Genomic DNA, 13,015 nt, shown 5'->3' with positions numbered 1-13,015 from the left:
AAAGGTCATTTTCCGTCGCTAGCGCCTGATCGCTGTGCGGCGGTCTTCGGCACGCTCGACTGCAGATTTGCCTCGTCGGCAACAATGGCGGCAGCCTCGTTCAAAAGGACGTCCTTGGCGTTCTTGCGGGCCTTTTCCAGGGCGATATCGGCACTCAGGCTGCGCTCGTTCGCCTGCAGACCGTCGTCCTCGCTGTTATCAACGCCGTCGTTTATCTGCTCGCGCGACTTCAGGCGTTTTGCCTGAGTATTCATTTCATCGCGGCGCTCGGTCTCATTGAGAGAAAGAGACTGTTTTTCGCGCTGTTGTTTGAGTACTGCAACGTCCTCAACGAAGCGCTGGAAATCGCGATCACCTTTCACGCGAGCATCGTGGAGCTTCTGCAGTTCCGGTAGCAACGCCGGGAGGTTGGCTGAGGGCGCATACTTAGCCGGCTTGACTTCAGTCCATGGTAAGGCATTGTCGAAGCTTGCTTCCCCGAAAGTCTTCGGATCCGAAAGGCCCGGCAGGTTGATATCGGGGGTCACGCCACGCAGCTGCGTCGTGCCGCCATTTACGCGGAAAAACTGGGCAACCGTCAACTTCAGCTCACCGAACTTCGGTTTGCTGTTATGGGCGATCTGATCGAGATTAACCACGGTCTGGACGCTGCCTTTGCCAAAGCTCGGCTCACCGATGATCACGCCGCGGCCATAATCCTGGATCGCCGCGGCAAAAATCTCTGAGGCAGATGCGGAGCCGCGATTGATCAGTACGCCGACCGGGCCAGTCCAGGCAGGCGTGGAAAGGTCATCGCTTTCGACTTCCACCTTGCCGCCCGCATCGCGCTGCTGAACGACAGGGCCCTTGCCGACAAAGAGACCCGTCATGTCGATCGCTTCGGAGAGCGAACCGCCGCCATTGTTGCGCAGGTCAACGAGAACGCCGTCGACCTTATCCTGCTTCAGCTCGCTCAGCAGCTTTGCGACATCGCGGCTCGCGCTTCGATAATCCTTGTCGCCCTTGCGCCGCCCCTCGAAGTCTTCATAGAAGGCCGGCAGCGTAATCACGCCGATCTTGCGCGTGGCCTCGCCGTCCTTCACGGAAAGGAGGGTTTTCTTGGCGGCCTGTTTGTCGAGGCTGATCTTGTCGCGCACCAGGCTGATGATCTTGTGTTTGCCATCTGGTCCGGCATCGGCCGGCAGAATGTCGAGACGCACGACGGAGCCTTTGGTGCCTCGTATCATCTGCACGACTTCATCGAGGCGGGTTCCCACAACTTCCTTGATGGGGCCTTCAGCGTCCTGGCCGACGCCGGTGATGCGGTCGCCGACGGCAAGCTTGCCGGAAGACTGCGCCGGGCCGCCGGGCACGAGTTCGCGGATGGTCGTGTAGTCGTCTCTTTCCTGCAGAACCGCGCCGATACCGACGAGTGACAGCTTCATGGAAATATCGAATTCGGCTGAAGCGCGCGTACCGAAATAGTCGGTGTGAGGGTCGATCGACTTCGTGTAGGCGTCCATGAAGGTCTCGAACACGTCGTCGTTCTTGTATTTGTAGGCGCGTTCCAGCGAATTCTGGTAGCGCTTGTCGAGCGTCGTGCGGATGGCGTCGTCGGTCTTGCCCGCCAGCTTCAGCCGCAGCCAATCGCTCTTGACGCGCTTGCGCCACAGATCGTTGCTTTCCGCGTCGGTTTGCGGCCAAGGTGCCTTGTCGCGCTGGAGGGAGTAGCTTTCCTTCACATTGAAATCGAAGTTCTGCTTGAGCAGGCTCCGGGCATAGGTCATGCGATCGACAACGCGCTGCTCATACACGTTGAAAATCGAAAACGGGATACGCAAGTCTTCCTTGTTGATGGCGTCGTCGATCTTGGTGTTGTCAGCCATGAACTTGTCGATATCCGACTGCATGAAGAGCACGCGATCCGGATCCAGCGATTTGATGAACCGGTCCATGACCTTGACCGACAGGGCATCGTCGAGCGGGAGCGGCCTATAGTGGAAACGCTCGAGAAACTGCGCGCTCAAATGCGCTGCCTGCGCCTGCTGCTGCAGGGGCGCCAGAACTGGCGGTGCGGCTGCTTCCAGAGCATATGCCGAGGGGGCAAGTGCCAGGAAGATGCCGAGGAAACCAAGTTGTATACGCATTAAGCTCTGATCCGATTCTCAACGTTAAGTGTTTGATGTGTGATGTTCGTGGAACAATTATGGTTCTTTGGCAACTGGATCGTTCCAGAAAAGCATGAGACGGCTTTTTGTTCAAAATGAGCACCAGCACACTTCCGTGAACTCGTTTGACATACGAAAGGTCAATTTGGGGATAATGGTTCCGGAATATCACCGGTTGTATTGGCCCGGAGGGCAGGATAGTGCCGTTAGCCCAGCCTTGATCGCGTCGGCGGGTGGAGCATTTCCCGCGGATGAGCTGACCGAAACGCTTTATTCGCGCGGAGATCTTGCTGCGAAGCAGCGCGGGCGCGAGCAACGAACTTCGGAGTTCATCCCGGCTCTGACAATATAATTGACGACGCCCGAGGATTTCTGACGTCGCCTTCAGTCTGGTGCAGTTGATCGAGAATTGTGCCGCCTCATGTGTCAGCTGCCGTCACGGGATATATCCACAACCGCGAGGCTGCGTGACATCAAGCGCTGGAGCGCGCGGAGGCATCCTGATCTGCCAGCGGTGCGTGATGCATCGGTGGCATCGCCTTGTGGTAGTTGTGGGAAGCGAGACGCTGCACCAGGGCTACGACAATGACCACGCATGTCAGGTGAAGCAGCCAGCCGGCCTGAAAACCACCCGTCAGGTCGTGCAGGACAGCGACGATCCATGGCGGAACGGCAGCGATCAGGAAGCCTCCGCCCTGCATTAGTGCCGATAGCGCACCGGCGTGACCGGCATCGGACAGATGATCGAGCGCCACCACCAGCGACAGGGCAAAGCAACCGCCCAATCCGGCGCCTACCAGCCCGGCCCAGGCAAAGGGAGCGAGCTGCGGCCAGAAGGCGAGACCGGCAAAGCCGGTTGCCTGAAAGAGCAGCGTCAACCATAGCCAGGCTCGGCGATCGCCCTCGCGACCGATCAACAGCGGCAGGACAAGGGCGAATGTCGCCTGACAGATAGCCATGACGGCGAGAAGGTTCCCCGTTGCCGCCCCGCTCCATCCCTGTCCCTGATAATAGGGTGATAACCAGGCGACCGCGGAAGAATAACCGCCATTGACGAGGCCGAAACAGGCCATCAGCAACCAGGCACGTGGCCGTCTCAACAAATGGGTTGTTACATTGCCGCCCGATGTCCGTCGATCGTCTGCCGGCAAGTGGATCGAGGCAAGCACGAGGGCGATGACGGCCGGTATGGAAAGCCACGCCAGCCCCGCTTGCCATGCCCCCGCTGTGCCCGCGACGACGGGCGCGGCCTTCGCGCCGAGCGCGCCGCCGCCCATCAGCATCGAAGAATAAAGGCCCATCACCGCTGCGACACGCGCTGGGAATATCCGTTTGATGACGCCGGGAAATACCGCCTGAACAATGGCTACCCCGAACCCGATGACCGCCGCAGTCCCAACAAGTTGCCAGCCGGTGGCGGAAAAGAAACGCAGCAGCGACCCGATGCCCAATATCGCCAAAGCGGCCAGGATCAATCTCCGCGCGCCGAGCGCGCTCTGAAGGGACGGTCCGACAAATGCGACGATCCCCATCAAGACCATCGGCACCATGGTCAGAAGCGACATGCCCTGAAGGCCGAGACCGGTTTGCGTGTGAATGTCTCCCGCAAGCGGCCCGACGGCGGTAATGAATGGCCTCAGATTGAGCCCGACGATGGCAACGACGAACAACAGCGGAAGCGAGGAACGGGAAGCGGCATTCTTCATGATTCAGGACCGCTTGTCCTGACGCCGCTTCCAATCGGCATAGAGATCGGGTTGGTTTTCGAGGCGCGTGCGAACATAGCGGATCGTCATCGACTGCTCGGCAAAGGGCTTCGCCAGATCCTCATAGATTGCCGCGGTCGACAGCCCGAATGGCGCACCGTCATCGTTGGAATAGGCGTAGGAGATTGCTTTCACGCCGGCAAGACGCATCGCCGCCATGCACATGGGGCAGGGGTGGCCGCTGGCATAGACCGTGCAGCCCTCCAGGTTGGGTGACTTCAGCTTCTGGCTGGCAAGGCGGAGCGCCGTCATCTCGGCGTGGGCGGTCGGATCGTTCGTGGTGAGGATCTCATTCACGCCGGTTGCGATCACGTCGCCATCCTTGACGACCACGGCACCGAAAGGGCGGCCGCCATTTTGGGAATTGGTACGCGCAAGCTCGATGGCCTCGCAGAGGAAGTGGGTTTCATCGTCCATGATGTTCTCTCTTGTTTTCGCCTCCGTCACGCCAGCTTCGGGGTCAGCATTTCGAACCTGTCACGGATCGTGGAGCAGGTGTCGCCGCCGAGCCGAGCGATTGAATCGATGATGTTCGGATCGACATGCAGGCCTTCATCGACGGCGCCTGGGTGATAGTGAGCAAAGATGATCTCGCCCATAATGATCTGACGCGATTTGCCAAGCTCCAGCGTCAGATGTCGGCGGCACTCGAAGGAGGCCGGGGCCTCTTTTATCCAGGGCGAGGCAACCTTTTCGCCGGGCATGGCAGTCAGGCCCGCCTCCTTCATTTCGTCGACCCCGCGCGGATACTTCGTGCCGCAGACATGCATCGCTTCGGCAATGGCATGCGAGACAATGTTGACGGTAAAGACTTCTGTCATCCGGATGTTGTGGCCGGTATCCTTGAAAGAAACGTCGGGATTGTTCTCGACGCCGATCGCGACAATGGGCGGATCGGCCGAAAGACAATTGAAGAAGCTGAACGGGGCTGCGTTGAAGCGGCCATTTTCGTCGACTGTCGTTACCAGCGCGATCGGGCGAGGAATGATCGTACCGATCATCAGCTTGTAGCGCTCGCGAGCGCCAAGCCTGGTGAAATCGAAGGCGGTCCTGCTGTCCGAGGCGTCGCTGTTTGCGCTCATATCCATGGTGCCTCCTTCACTTCACGCCAAAAATGGCTTCGTCGCCGCTTAAGGATTCAAATCCGCTCGCGGTCAAAACTGCCGGCATGCTAGCGCCGACGCAGCCGATCCCATCCTCGTAAAGGCAGGGGGTTACGTGGAAGCACATGCCCTCTTCGAGAATGACATCGTGATGGCGGCGGATTGCCATGACGTCGTCTTCGCCCCAGCCGGGCGGGAAGGAAGCACCGATGCTGTAGGCCGGCCGCGTGACCATCCATTCTGCAAAGCCGCGGCCCTCGATCACGCCTTCGAATATGCGTGCGGCCTCATGCGAAGTCATGCCGGGGCGAACGCGGGCAAAACCGTCGTCGAGCGCTTCCTTGCATACCTCGAACATGCGCCGCACTCGGTCCACCGGCTCTCCGATTGAATAGAACCGGAAGATCGGCGTGTGGTAGTCGTGGATCGATGCGGCAGGTTCTATATTGACCAACTCTCCGCGGGAAATCGGCGCACCGCACCAGGTAACGTGGGCCCGGGCGGAGCGAGGCCCGGCGCAGACATTTGCCATCTTGACCGGCCGGTGGCTGCCGTTGGCAAGCATGCTGTTGGTAACGACAGCGGCAAGCGCGGTATCGGTCATGCCCTCATGCAATGCCTCGAAGCCATCGCGGCATGACTGTGCCGCTATTCGACCCGCCTTGCGCAGAAGAGCGATTTCCGCCGCACTCTTGATACGGCGCAATTGCTCGACCAGGCCGGACGCGTTGAGAATAGCGTCGTCCTTCGGCCGAACGAAGCCCCGCAAGGCCGGCTGAACGGTTGCGTATTCGACCGCGATCGTGGCCTTTGCGGGGACAAAATCGGTAAGTGTGCGCTCGAGAATGGCCGTATAGTTCTGTCCGTCTCGGACGCCGACGCCTTCATCCGCCCAGATCTTGCCCTTCAGCGCACGGATATTGCTGAGTTCGGTCAGCCGCATCACCCAGGTCGCCTTGCCGTCTGCTCGAACGATCAGGGAGGTCGCGCCGTAAGCGAGCGATCCGAAGCCGGTCAGGTAGTACATGTTCTCGGCCGAATTGAACACGCAGGCATCGATGCCGCGTTCGGCCATGAGTTTTCTTAAAGCATCCCTGCGTGCGAGATATTCGTGAGGTTCGAAGGGTAAACGGTCGTAATCGGTCGACATATTGTCTGCTCACTATTCTGGGGAAGTCGGGTGAAAGGCGCGTCGAGGCGCCTTTCCTTGAGATCTTGTCAATCGCTCTTCTTGATGTTCCAGAACACCGGCACGTCCTGCGTCGTCAGCACGCCCGACAGCTTGTTCGAGAACGCGACAAAGGTGTTCCATTGGCCGAGAGGGATATGATGGCCGGTTTCGAAAGCGCGCTTCGAATACTCGGCCGCGACCGCCTTCTGTGCGTCAAGGCCATCGGCAAGCGCCCACTTCAGGCGCAGATCCTCAAGCGTCTTGTCGCATGGCCAGCCGAAGATGCCTTTCTCGCATGCAGCCGAGAAGGTGATGCTCCAGACCGGATTGGCGACCACCTGTCCGCCGACATAGGAATGAAGCAGGTTCCAGCCGCCCTTGCCGGCCGGTTCCTTGGAATTGCGGCGCTTCAGGACGGTCGCCCAGTCCATTGCCTGCACATCGACGGTCAGACCGATATCCCGCATCGCTTGAACGGTGACGACGGTTTCCGGATGCACGATGCTTTCATCGGTCGGATCGAGAATGACGATCGGCCGGGAGAAATCCCAGCCGGCCTCCTGGAAAAGTGCCTTGGCTTTCACCGGATCGGGCGCTTTCAGCGCGTCCAGTCCGGCTTCGGTTTCCATCGGGCTGCCGCAGATGAAAAAGGAGGCGCAGGTCTTGAAGTAGTCGGGGTTGCCGTTGACCGCCTGCAGATAGGCCTGCTGGTTGGTCAGGTAGAACATGGCCTGACGCGCCTTCGGATTGTCGAAGGGCGGCTGGGTGTGATTGAAGAAAAGCGTGCCTTGGGTACCGGTCTGGTTGATGACCTTGGTTTGCAGATTGCCCGCCGATTCGATGACCGGAAGAAGGTCGAGCGACGGATTTTGCCAGAAATCGATCTCGCCGCTCATCAGCGCCGATAGCGCCGTCTGCTGGTCCTTGATGATATCCCATTCGACAGCGTCGAACTGCGCTACTTTTCCGCCGGCCAGGCCGCTTGCCGGTTCCTTCCGCGGAATATAGTTAGCGAACTTCTCGTAGACTACCTTGCTGCCTGGGATCCACTTGTCCTTGGCGAATTTGTAGGGGCCAGAACCTGTATAATCGGTGATTTCCTTGTAGGGATCGGTCTCGGCGATCCGCTTCGGCATCATGAAGGGTACGTTCGAGGCGACCTTGCTGAGACTTTCCAGCACTATGCCGTAGGGCTCCTTGAATTCGAGCTCGAAGGTCTTGTCGTCGATGACACGCATTTCCTTCAGCTCGCGCGCCATCAGCTGTCCAGCGGCATCGCGAGCCTGCCAACGCTTCAATGAGGCCACGCAATCCTCCGCCTTGACCGGCTGGCCGTCATGCCATTTCAGCCCGTCGCGCAGCGTGAAGCGATAGGTCGTCTTGTCGGCCGAAAGCTGCATGTCCTGCACCATTTCCGGCTGCGGCTTGAAATGCTCATCGAGCGCATAGAGCGTGTCGTAGATCATGAAGCCGTGCATCTTCACGATGTCGGCGGTCGAGCCCATCGGATCGAGCACCTGGAGATCGGCGCTCGGCACGATCTTGAGGGTGCTTTCCGCCCAGGCGGTCCCGAAGCACGTTAGCAGGACGGCCGAGGCGAACAGGGCCTGGCGAGTGGCTTTCATCGGATTAAACATGGTCATTCCCCTTATTATTCGAGAGATTTCCTCAGGCCGGAACCTTTTGTTCCGCCCGGCCAGGTATCGATGCGAGCAGTTCGCGCGTGTATCGGTGGGACGGCGCTGCGAAGACGGTCGATACAGCTCCCTGCTCAACGATTTCCCCGCGATGCATGACGATCAGCCGGTCGCAGATCTGCGCTGCGACGCGCAGATCATGCGTGATGAAAAGAATGGCCAGATCGAAGCGCTTCTGGATGTCGTCGATCAGACGCAGAACCTGAGCCTGGACCGAGACGTCAAGAGCAGACACGGCCTCGTCCGCGACCAGAATGTCAGGCTCCATCGCCAACGCCCGCGCGATCGAGATGCGCTGCCGCTGGCCGCCGGAAAACTGATGCGGGAAACGATCGACGGCATGGGGCTCAAGTCCGACGAGTTGCATCAGCTCGCGTGCCCGTTCCAAAGCCTCGCTCTTGCTTTGGCCGAAATTCATCGGCCCTTCGATGATCGATTGCCCGACGGTGCGGCGTGGATTGAGCGATCTGTAGGGATCCTGGAAGACCATTTGCATGCGCTGCCGCAGCGTGCGGCCATCCCCGGCATCAGGTAACTCAATGCTGCCGGATGACGGTTCGATCAGCTGCATGACGCAGCGCGCAAGCGTCGACTTGCCGGAGCCGGATTCGCCGATGATGCCGAGTGTCTCGCCGCGCCTTACGGAAAGCGAGGCTTCCCGCAGGGCTTGAACGGTGCGGCGGTCGCGGAACAGACCGCCGCTGTGATAAGTCTTTGTCACCGTCGTCACCTCAAGCGCGACCGCACCGTTGACAACATGGCCGCTTCGCTTCGGCTCCAGAGTTGGAACCGAGGCGATCAGCATGCGCGTATAGTCCGAGACCGGTGCATTGAGCACCTGATCAGCGGCGCCTTGCTCGAGCAGCTTACCGGCTTTCATCACGACGACGCGGTCGGCAATCTCGCGCACGACGCCGATATCATGGGTGATGAACAGCACGCCCATGCCGCGCTCGCGTTGCAGCTCGCGAATTTGCAACAGGATCTGCGCCTGGGTCGTTACATCGAGCGCCGTCGTCGGTTCGTCGGCGATCAGCAGTTTCGGCTGGAGGATCAGCGCGGCCGCGATGAGAACACGCTGGCGCTGGCCGCCGGAGAGCTGGTGCGGAAAGGCGTGATAGAGTTTTTCCGGATCGGGCAGGCGAACTTCCGCCATGGCGGCGATAACCTTGTCGAAGCGCTCCCTGCGCGACAGGCACAGATGCGTCCGCAATACCTCGTCGATTTGCTTGCCGACCGCCTGCACTGGGTTCAATGCGGTCATCGGCTCCTGGAAGATCATGCCGATGCCGCGGCCGCGCAGGTCCCGCATCTCGGCGGGAGTTGCCTCGGTAATGTTCTTGCCCTCGAACAGAATCCGGCCGGCGGGCTTAGGAAATACCTTCGGCAGCAAGCCCATGATGGATTGCGCGGTGACCGATTTGCCAGAGCCGGACTCGCCCACGACGCAGACGATTTCACCCGGCGCGACGGAAAGAGAGATGTGATCGACCGCAAAGCCGCGATCGCCGCCACCCGGAAGAGGAATAGCGAGGTCCTGGACCTCAATGACAGGTGTTGCCGTTTTCATCAGCATTCCTCACATCCTCTTTGCAATTCGAGGGTCGAGCGCATCGCGCAACCCGTCGCCGAGTAGATTGATCCCAAGCACGGTGAGAGCCAGGAAAAGGCTCGGCAAGAAGACCAGGCGCGGTGCGACCTGGAAAAAGGTCCGGCCTTCCGAAATCATGTTGCCCCAGCTGGGGATTTCGGGCGGCAGGCCCGTTCCAAGGAAGCTGAGGCCGGCTTCGATCAGGATGGCGGATGCGCAGATATAGGTGCCAAGCACCATGAGGGGCGCATAGGTGCTGGGAAGCAGATGGCGGAAGAGTATGGCCGGTGTCGATGTTCCGACGGAGATGGCCGCTTCGACATAGGGTTCCTCACGCACGGTCAGCACGACGCTGCGCACAAGCCGCACGACACGGGGAATTTCGGGAACGGTGAGGGCGACGACAACAGTTGCGATGCTGGCACGGGTGAGCGAGACAAGTGCAATCGCGAGCAGGAATGTCGGGATCGCCATCAGGCCGTCCATGACGCGCATGACCACGGCATCGACCCAACGGAAGTAACCGCCCACCAGACCGATCGTGACGCCGATGACCAGTGCTGCCGTGGCGACGCAGATCCCGATGAGCATGGAGCTGCGCGCGCCGTAGATGGCGCGGCTATAGACGTCGCGGCCGAACAGATCGGTGCCGAACCAGGCGAGCTCCGATGGCGGCTTCAGGCGCATGCCGGGGTTGATGCGACCCGGATCGACCGTGCCGAGATAGGGAGCGAAGATCGCCACCAGAACGATCGTCGCGATGAGCAGCCCGCCGACGAGAACTGACGGATGAAGCAGGAATGGCGGTAGCGAGCGCTTTGTCATTGCCGGCGCCGTGGGGAGAGAAGCTGTAGAGTTCATCAGTACCGCACCCTTGGATCGAGGAACGCATAGGCGATGTCGATGATCAGATTGATCAGGACATAGACCCCGGAAAACATGAGGATGACGCCTTGGATCACCGGGTAATCCCGTTTCAGGATCGCATCCACCACGAGGCGCCCGACGCCGGGAATGTTGAACACCGTCTCGATCACTACGACGCCGCTGATCAGCAGCGCGACGCCGATGCCGATAACGGTCAGGATCGGGATCGCGGAATTGCGCAAGGCGTGTCTTGTGACGACGATGCGCTCCTTGACGCCCTTGGCGCGTGCTGTCCGGATAAAGTCCTCGCCCATCATTTCGAGAACGCTTGCCCGGGTGATGCGCGCGATCAGCACCAGATAGGCAAGCCCCAAGGTCATTGTCGGCAACGCGATGCTCGACAGAAAAGGAAGGATGCCATTACGGATGCTGGAAAAGCCCTGAACTGGCAAAAGATGAAGCTGCAGCGAGAAGACGTAGATCAGGCAGTATCCCAGCACGAAGACGGGGATGGAGAAGCCGAGAACGGAGACGAGCATCAGTGTCCGATCCAGCCAGCTTCCGGCGGTGGCGCCGGCGATTGTGCCGAGGGGGATCGCGACCACGATCGAGAAAATGAGTGTCGTCAGAGCAAGCGAGGCCGTTGGTTCCAGGCGCTGCAGAATGAGCTGGGTAACAGGAATGTTCGAGAAAACCGACACGCCCAGATCGCCGTGCAGGAGCGAACCGGCCCATATGATGAACTGGCTCGTCAGGGGCTGATTGAGCCCGAGGGTCGCGCGGATCCGTTCGATCGTTGCTGCATCCGCATTGTCGCCGGCGATAACGACCGCTGGGTCGCCCGGGCTCAGTCGCAACAGCAGAAAGACGACGATCGAGACGACCAGGATCACTGGCACAAGGCCGAGCATTCGTTTGATGACGAAGGCGAGCATGTGATTGTTCCCAATTTTTGAATTCTATTATTGTATGCAATCTTGCATAATTAATGCATGCATTTTGAGTTCCGTAAAGCACCTTTTGCTGCTATAACGCAAAATGTGATCTCGCCTATCCGAGGTCTTGGCGCAGGGTTCAGCTCTTCAGGGCAATAAATGGCTGGACACATACGAACTTCGTATGCAATTCGATGTGTCAAATCGATTGAACATTGGGAGTCTGGAATGGCGAAGAAGATGAGCGATGCAGGCGGTGGTCGCTCTCAGGCTGTTCATCGCGCATTGAAGCGAGCGATTATCGACCAGGCACTGCCGCCCGGCTCAAAACTGCCGGAGGATTCGATTGGCGAGCGTTTGGGCGTCAGCCGGACGCTGGTTCGGGAAGCGCTGGTTCGTTTGAGCCAGGAAGGGCTGGTGGAATTGCGCCCGAACAAGGGGGCTGCGGTTGCACGCCCGAGCCTAGAGGAAGGACGAAACCTCTTTCTCACGCGGATGGCATTGGAACGTCTTGTCGTCGAAACGCTTTCGGGAAACCTGACGCGAGAGCAGATCGATACTCTGTCAGCGCATATTGCTGGCGAAGAGGCGGCCAGGACCGAGCATGCCGCTTCGATCCGCCTGGCCGGCGAATTCCATACACTTCTCGCTCAGATGACCAACAATGCCAGCCTCATCCGTTACGTGAATGAACTGGTCGCCAGAAGCTCGCTGATCCTGGCCCTTTACGGCCGCCCCCACTCTTCGGAGTGCGCCGTGTCGGAGCATCGGGAACTGCTGGATAAGCTGATCGCCGGCAAGACCGACGAGGCGGCTGCACTCATGGCACATCATCTCGATTCCATTACGGCCCGTGCGCTGCTTCCAACGGAAAACAGCATCCAGGATGTTCTTGCGACCTATGCGGTCGCGGAAGGCTTGGCCTGAAGGAACTGCTCTCTGAAGGCGCAGAGCCTCCTATTGCTGCAGGATGTAGCGCCGGGGCGTCTGTCCGGTCATCTGACGAAAGAATGCGATGAATGCGCTGTCGCTTGCAAAGTCGAGCTCGAAGGCGACGGATGTGACGCTTTGGCCTGATGCCAGAAGGTCTACCGCACGCAGCAGGCGCCAGTTCTGCCGCCAGGCCTGATAGCCCATGCCAGTCTCGCGGCGGAAAATGCGCGTGAGCGTACGGGCGCTGACCGCGAGCCGCCGGGAGAGCTCCTCGAGTTCGGGGGGCAGTTCTTCGAGATCGAGCCGGGTCAGCCGAGGATCGGTCGGCATCGGCAAAAGCATAGGCTCACGCCGGGCGCTGCGCAGTTCATCCAAGCAGACCGCAAACAGATTATGCGCCGCACCTTGCGACCAGTCGGTATCGAAGGGCTCGTGGCTGATCCGCTCGAACACCTCGCGCAGAAGCGGTGTCATGGACAGAATGACGGGCTCTTGCGCGATTGGCGCCACGCGCGCGGGATCGAGATAGATCGAGCGATATTCGACCTCCCCTTGAATTTGCACGCGATGCTCGATCCCGGGCGGGATCCACATCAGCCGGATCGGCGGTAGCATCGAGATCAGCTTCGGCATGGTGATCCTGATCGATCCCGCATAGGCAAACAGCAACTGTCCCCGAGCGTGCCGGTGAAAGAGGGAATCGTGCTGCACAAGCCGCGATGCGATACCGATGATCGGCTCTGCCATCACATCGGGATCAAAGATTGCGTCCGGAGCGATCCAAGCCATTGTCCGATTTCCAATG

The 13,015-nt window shown here is 59.7% G+C and carries 11 protein-coding genes; 1 reads left to right on the top strand and 10 read right to left on the bottom strand.

Translation table 11 applies throughout. The features are described from left to right. Positions 1–5 precede the first annotated feature (5 nt). The 9 genes from QD461_RS09135 to QD461_RS09095 all read right to left on the bottom strand — a co-directional run bounded on the left by QD461_RS09135 (position 6) and on the right by QD461_RS09095 (position 11,277). Positions 6–2,126, bottom strand: coding sequence for a carboxy terminal-processing peptidase (locus QD461_RS09135; RefSeq protein WP_414087447.1), 2,121 nt, complete (start codon positions 2,124–2,126; stop codon positions 6–8). Between the two features lie 494 nt (positions 2,127–2,620). Continuing rightward, positions 2,621–3,853 (bottom strand): cyanate transporter, encoded by a 1,233-nt coding sequence (locus QD461_RS09130; RefSeq protein ID WP_414087446.1) that lies wholly within the window; start codon positions 3,851–3,853, stop codon positions 2,621–2,623. Positions 3,854–3,856: 3 nt separating this feature from the next. Further along, complete coding sequence (locus QD461_RS09125) at positions 3,857–4,330, bottom strand: nucleoside deaminase (RefSeq protein ID WP_414087445.1); 474 nt, start codon at positions 4,328–4,330, stop codon at positions 3,857–3,859. Positions 4,331–4,356: 26 nt separating this feature from the next. Further along, positions 4,357–5,001: a flavin reductase family protein gene (locus QD461_RS09120; RefSeq protein ID WP_414087444.1), complete on the bottom strand. Its 645-nt coding sequence runs from the start codon at positions 4,999–5,001 to the stop codon at positions 4,357–4,359. Between the two features lie 10 nt (positions 5,002–5,011). Then, positions 5,012–6,166 (bottom strand): M24 family metallopeptidase, encoded by a 1,155-nt coding sequence (locus QD461_RS09115; RefSeq protein ID WP_414087443.1) that lies wholly within the window; start codon positions 6,164–6,166, stop codon positions 5,012–5,014. Positions 6,167–6,234: 68 nt separating this feature from the next. Next, positions 6,235–7,824: an ABC transporter substrate-binding protein gene (locus QD461_RS09110; RefSeq protein ID WP_414087442.1), complete on the bottom strand. Its 1,590-nt coding sequence runs from the start codon at positions 7,822–7,824 to the stop codon at positions 6,235–6,237. Positions 7,825–7,855: 31 nt separating this feature from the next. Then, positions 7,856–9,460, bottom strand: coding sequence for a dipeptide ABC transporter ATP-binding protein (locus QD461_RS09105; RefSeq protein WP_414087441.1), 1,605 nt, complete (start codon positions 9,458–9,460; stop codon positions 7,856–7,858). Positions 9,461–9,463: 3 nt separating this feature from the next. Continuing rightward, complete coding sequence (locus QD461_RS09100; protein ID WP_414087440.1) at positions 9,464–10,336, bottom strand: ABC transporter permease; 873 nt, start codon at positions 10,334–10,336, stop codon at positions 9,464–9,466. Beyond that, positions 10,336–11,277 carry an ABC transporter permease gene (locus QD461_RS09095; protein WP_414087439.1) on the bottom strand — a complete coding sequence of 314 codons (942 nt, stop codon included), beginning with the start codon at positions 11,275–11,277 and terminating at the stop codon, positions 10,336–10,338. Before QD461_RS09095 ends, QD461_RS09100 begins: the two co-directional genes overlap by 1 nt. 228 nt (positions 11,278–11,505) lie before the next feature. Here QD461_RS09095 and QD461_RS09090 point away from each other — a divergent pair, with 228 nt between their 5' ends. After that, entirely contained in the window at positions 11,506–12,204 is a 699-nt protein-coding gene (locus tag QD461_RS09090; RefSeq protein WP_184703495.1) for a GntR family transcriptional regulator, read from the top strand. Between the two features lie 30 nt (positions 12,205–12,234). Here QD461_RS09090 and QD461_RS09085 read toward each other — a convergent pair whose 3' ends face one another. After that, positions 12,235–12,999 carry an AraC family transcriptional regulator gene (locus QD461_RS09085; RefSeq protein WP_414087438.1) on the bottom strand — a complete coding sequence of 255 codons (765 nt, stop codon included), beginning with the start codon at positions 12,997–12,999 and terminating at the stop codon, positions 12,235–12,237. Positions 13,000–13,015: the final 16 nt, after the last annotated feature.

Origin of the sequence: Rhizobium sp. BR 314, from assembly GCF_047445805.1 — a bacterium.
Classification (GTDB): domain Bacteria; phylum Pseudomonadota; class Alphaproteobacteria; order Rhizobiales; family Rhizobiaceae; genus Rhizobium; species Rhizobium lusitanum_B.
This window is presented reverse-complemented; position numbering and strand designations above follow the sequence as displayed.

What these genes read in the sequence shown, in the direction of transcription:
- QD461_RS09110 (WP_414087442.1), bottom strand. Translation starts at nt 7,824, where the DNA reads ATGTTTAATCCGATGAAAGCCACTCGCCAGGCCCTGTTCGCCTCGGCC.
- QD461_RS09130 (WP_414087446.1), bottom strand. Translation starts at nt 3,853, where the DNA reads ATGAAGAATGCCGCTTCCCGTTCCTCGCTTCCGCTGTTGTTCGTCGTT.
- QD461_RS09120 (WP_414087444.1), bottom strand. Translation starts at nt 5,001, where the DNA reads ATGGATATGAGCGCAAACAGCGACGCCTCGGACAGCAGGACCGCCTTC.
- QD461_RS09095 (WP_414087439.1), bottom strand. Translation starts at nt 11,277, where the DNA reads ATGCTCGCCTTCGTCATCAAACGAATGCTCGGCCTTGTGCCAGTGATC.
- QD461_RS09105 (WP_414087441.1), bottom strand. Translation starts at nt 9,460, where the DNA reads ATGCTGATGAAAACGGCAACACCTGTCATTGAGGTCCAGGACCTCGCT.
- QD461_RS09135 (WP_414087447.1), bottom strand. Translation starts at nt 2,126, where the DNA reads ATGCGTATACAACTTGGTTTCCTCGGCATCTTCCTGGCACTTGCCCCC.
- QD461_RS09100 (WP_414087440.1), bottom strand. Translation starts at nt 10,336, where the DNA reads ATGAACTCTACAGCTTCTCTCCCCACGGCGCCGGCAATGACAAAGCGC.
- QD461_RS09085 (WP_414087438.1), bottom strand. Translation starts at nt 12,999, where the DNA reads ATGGCTTGGATCGCTCCGGACGCAATCTTTGATCCCGATGTGATGGCA.
- QD461_RS09115 (WP_414087443.1), bottom strand. Translation starts at nt 6,166, where the DNA reads ATGTCGACCGATTACGACCGTTTACCCTTCGAACCTCACGAATATCTC.
- QD461_RS09125 (WP_414087445.1), bottom strand. Translation starts at nt 4,330, where the DNA reads ATGGACGATGAAACCCACTTCCTCTGCGAGGCCATCGAGCTTGCGCGT.
- QD461_RS09090 (WP_184703495.1), top strand. Translation starts at nt 11,506, where the DNA reads ATGGCGAAGAAGATGAGCGATGCAGGCGGTGGTCGCTCTCAGGCTGTT.